Annotated in this window: 3 protein-coding genes; all 3 read left to right on the forward strand. The window is 39.6% G+C overall.

What is annotated here, in order from left to right:
* The first annotated feature begins 470 nt into the window (after positions 1-470).
* Complete coding sequence (locus CBG25_RS09510) at positions 471-821, forward strand: hypothetical protein (RefSeq protein WP_290606259.1); 351 nt, start codon at positions 471-473, stop codon at positions 819-821.
* A gap of 255 nt (positions 822-1,076) precedes the next feature.
* Entirely contained in the window at positions 1,077-2,294 is a 1,218-nt protein-coding gene (locus CBG25_RS09515; RefSeq protein WP_290606260.1) for a site-specific integrase, read from the forward strand.
* Between the two features lie 110 nt (positions 2,295-2,404).
* A complete protein-coding gene (locus CBG25_RS09520) occupies positions 2,405-3,823 on the forward strand; it encodes an MFS transporter (RefSeq protein ID WP_290606261.1) in 1,419 nt (472 codons plus the stop codon).
* The last annotated feature ends 317 nt before the right edge of the window (positions 3,824-4,140 follow it).

Here is a 4,140-nt window from a genome sequence, read left to right on the forward strand (position 1 = left end):
TACTGTATGGCATTTCATTAGCAAGCATCTACAAATATTATCCCGTTAATCGCATCTCTAAAACGGTCGAAAATACGTCTGATGAAAAATAACAGTGTAATTCCGTTGCACTGATGGAAACAAAAGTCGCTCGCCATTTATCAACTACTTTAGCTGTAAATATACCACACACCAGCATCCATAATATATTTAGCGACCGGAACTGCCGCTAAAAATTAGTGGTGGTAAGATACAAAGATGTCAAGTTAAATATATTAATAGCGACAGACTAACCCTCATTACCTCACCACAAAGCCCATTCCCACAATTCAACATTCTCCGACTGCTCGCCGTTATGACACACGGCGCAGAGGCTTGATTTTAGCAGAGGTCATTATGGCATCCATCACATTAGCTGAGTGGAATCAACTCAACTCAAAAGAAGAAGTACAGGACATTTTGCTTAAAACAATGAGAAATAGAGGTTTGAAATGATTAAGACCTTCGATGATTTTCTTAGTGAAACAATACCAGACGGCTTTGGCGGTATGTCGGAACGGCGGTACGTGTGGAGTCATCTCCATATTGAACAGGCGCGGAAGGTGTGGTTAGCTGCACAACGCGCCGCTAAAGTCGATAGCTTGCAAACAGGGCCTACGTGTGGTGGTACACGATTTATAGGATATGAAGAAATGGAGAAGAAATTAAATAAGAGCAGAACGACAATTTGGAGGATGGTAAGAAAGGGTGAACTGCCTAAACCGAAGGTGACGCAGGGTGGACTTTTCCTTGGTTGGCCAGAGGAGACTTACAGCGAATGGATTGAATTACAGAATAACTAAGTTGACCCATTGCTTGACCTTGATTTTTTACTTAACCTCGTGATAATCTGCGTAATCACTTGATTTTATTGGCGCGCCCTGTAGGACTCGAACCTACGACCTACGGCTTAGAAGGGCGATAACTTCTTATTTTAACTCATAACAGATGATTTCATTCAGTTTCAACTTGCTGTAATAAAAAGAATTTTACATGTTGTATGATTTCACTTTATAACATAGTATTTCACCATAACGACACCCGTAAGAGCACCCGTAATGGCAGGAATACTACTCACTGACAGCAAGATCAAAGCTATTAAACCAAAAGAGCAAGCGTATTACTTATGGCAGTCATCAGCCACCAGAGGTACAGGACGTTTGGGCCTAAAAATTTACCCTTCCGGCAGAAAGATTTTTGTTTACAAGTACCATAAAGAGGGTGCTCGAAAATTCCTTTCATTGGGAGATTATCCCACGGTAACCCTCGCAGAAGCAACCGCAAAAGCCCTCACCGCCGCTGCCAATATCACCGCGCCAGAAACGTCTATTGCTGAACACGCCACTATAAAACAATTGTTTGACGATTACATCACCACTCAAAAAAAACAGGGTAATCGCTCTTATGACAAAACAAAAAACAGACTCAACCAGGTGTTAACCAGTAAGTACATTAATCCTGCTACACCCGCTAAGGAAATAACACCCGTTCAGATCAAGCATGTTCTTGCAGAGTTTATAGAGCGTGGCGCAAACGCCGGAGCAAATAAGATCAGAGCTAACCTTCATGCCGTATTCAACTTTGGGCTATTCGCGGACAACGATCCGGCTAACATTAACGGAAAAACCATTTACGGGCTTGACCGAAACCCGGTAAGCGTCATTCCACCTCAAAAACGTGTAGATAAGGCGCTTGATCGTTTTTTGTCATGGGACGAACTCAGCGAGCTATTACGATTGCTTGCGGTCACGGAATCAGCTTGCCCCATTCATCCAGACTTCGCTCAATTGACTCTGCTGTGTATCTTTAGCGCTGTGCAACGCCCGTGGGAAATAATGACCAATACTCGCGATCAATGGGATGAGAAAAATAAAACTCTTACAGTACCCCCTCACATATCAAAAAATAGTGATTTCCACATTATCCCATTGAATAAAAGCGCCACTAAAATTCTAAAACGACAGAGAAAAAAATATCCAGACGCGGTGTTTCTTTTTCCAGGCAATACAAAAGAAGGGCATTTGCTGTCCGCTGAGTACAGTAAACAACTCCGTAAATTCTGCAAATTAACCGGTTTTGATAAATTCACACCCAGAGATATTCGCCGTACGTTTAAAACCTTGGCAGGAGATATGGGCATTAGTGCAGAAATGCGTGATAGACTTCAAAATCACAAAAGGCCAGGGGTGTCAGCAAAACATTACGATAGGTATGATTATCTAAGAGAAAAACGAGAAATAATTGAACAGTGGGAAAAAAAATTACTTGCTTTATGATGGATATAATTTTACATAGATTAGCTATCAGCTATGAACTGCTAATAGATTAGAAATATAGGGCCTTATACCGCTAGGAATACTCTTTTGCGGATACAAAAGGAGCAAGTATGCAATCAGTAAAAGTAGGTATCACTGCTATACAACAACTGGATTCAGCTCCCCTAACAAAAAATCAAAAATCTCTTATATGCATGCTTACGATTGGAAATATTCTCGAATTCTTTGATTTATTTCTAGTCGGTTTTGTCATTACCCTGCTTATGCAAGATCAACGGTGGTCATTAAGCACAATAGAGTCTGGTTTAATCCTTGCTGGGGCAGGACTTGGAACTGTCGTGGGCGCAATTTTTTGGGGGTGGCTTGCTGATAAATATGGCCGTAAGAAATCATTTTTCTCATGTATTTTATTACTTGTAATATTTACCGGACTGGCTGCACTAACGCCTGAAAATAATTGGCTCTTTTTGTTAATCATGCGAGTTTGCGTAGGTATAGCCGTTGGCGGGCTTAATGTGACTTCTGTGCCTTATGTGCAGGAATTTGTACCTTCTAAAAAAAGAGGACTATTTACTGGTTTGACTTCAGCATTTGTACCATTGGGTCTATTTCTTGGATCATTCGCTACTCGTTATCTGGCTGAACCGCTTGGTTGGAGAGGACTTTTAATTATTGGTTGTCTTCCTGCTATTTTATTGGCATGGAGAAAATTCATTCCAGAATCACCACGATATTTACTCTCTAAAGGACGTTTTCAGGATGCCCGTGAAGCTTACGCCTGGGCTATGAATATCCCTGTAACTAAAGTGGGGCATTTACCTGAATATGTATCGATTAGCAAAAGGTCTTATCTAAATATAATAAGGCACTACCCAAAACAACTGACTATTGTCGCTATTGGTTCATTTTCTTTTATACTAGGAAGTTTCGCTATTCAGTCATGGGGACAGGTATTATTGAATCAGGTTTTCCATTTTAGTATTAATGTTGTGGCAAATTTATTCATGATACTCTCTTTAGGGGATTTAGTTGGCCGATTATTTTCAGCATGGATTTCCGATTATCTTGGAAGACGTCGAACTCTCTTTTTATTCGGTCTTATTGGTGCTTTTGGATGTATAATTGCAGCATTGTCTATACAGATCAGCACAATCGTGCATTTTTTAAATTTGAATATGCTATCTTCAAGCTGGATTTTCTTTTTTGGCATTCTTATCGCTATGATGTTTGGCGATGGGGCATTTGGAATTATTAATACATTTGGTGGAGAAATGTTTTCTAATCAGGTACGCTCGACCTGTCTTGGACTCGGTTATGGTGTAGGTGCTACCGCTAAAATTATTGGTCCTGTTTTTCTCGGCGGTCTCATCGATGGCAAAAATTTTTCTGAAAATGTCGTGTTCGTACCTTTCCTCATATTTGCGTTTATTTTTTTTATCGGTTCTATCGTTTATCTGTTTGCTCGCGAAACCCGCAATATTCAACTTGAGGCTATGTCACGAGTTTCGCACAGGCATATAAAATTCTAAAAATGGCTTAAAAGCAATGATTAATCTGCAAGTTACTAAAAAACATAAATTTTCTTAAATTACAATAAGTTGTATTTGATTTATAAGGTTTTGACTATTTATATATCATGCTGAATTAAACTTAAAAATAGAGCGTTTTTTTATTGGTGCGAAACTCGTGTTTGATTTATCGGAAAAAGAATCGAAAAGATCACGAGCGGCAGATGGGTGCAGGGCAGAAAGGATTTATCCCAACCCCACTAGATAAACTGCTTTTTATTTTATTGTATTTAAAATGTTATCCGACCTATGATTTGCAAGGACTTCTTTTTGGTTTA

The sequence above is a fragment of the Arsenophonus sp. ENCA genome, from assembly GCF_002287155.1.
Lineage (GTDB): Bacteria > Pseudomonadota > Gammaproteobacteria > Enterobacterales > Enterobacteriaceae > Arsenophonus > Arsenophonus nilaparvatae.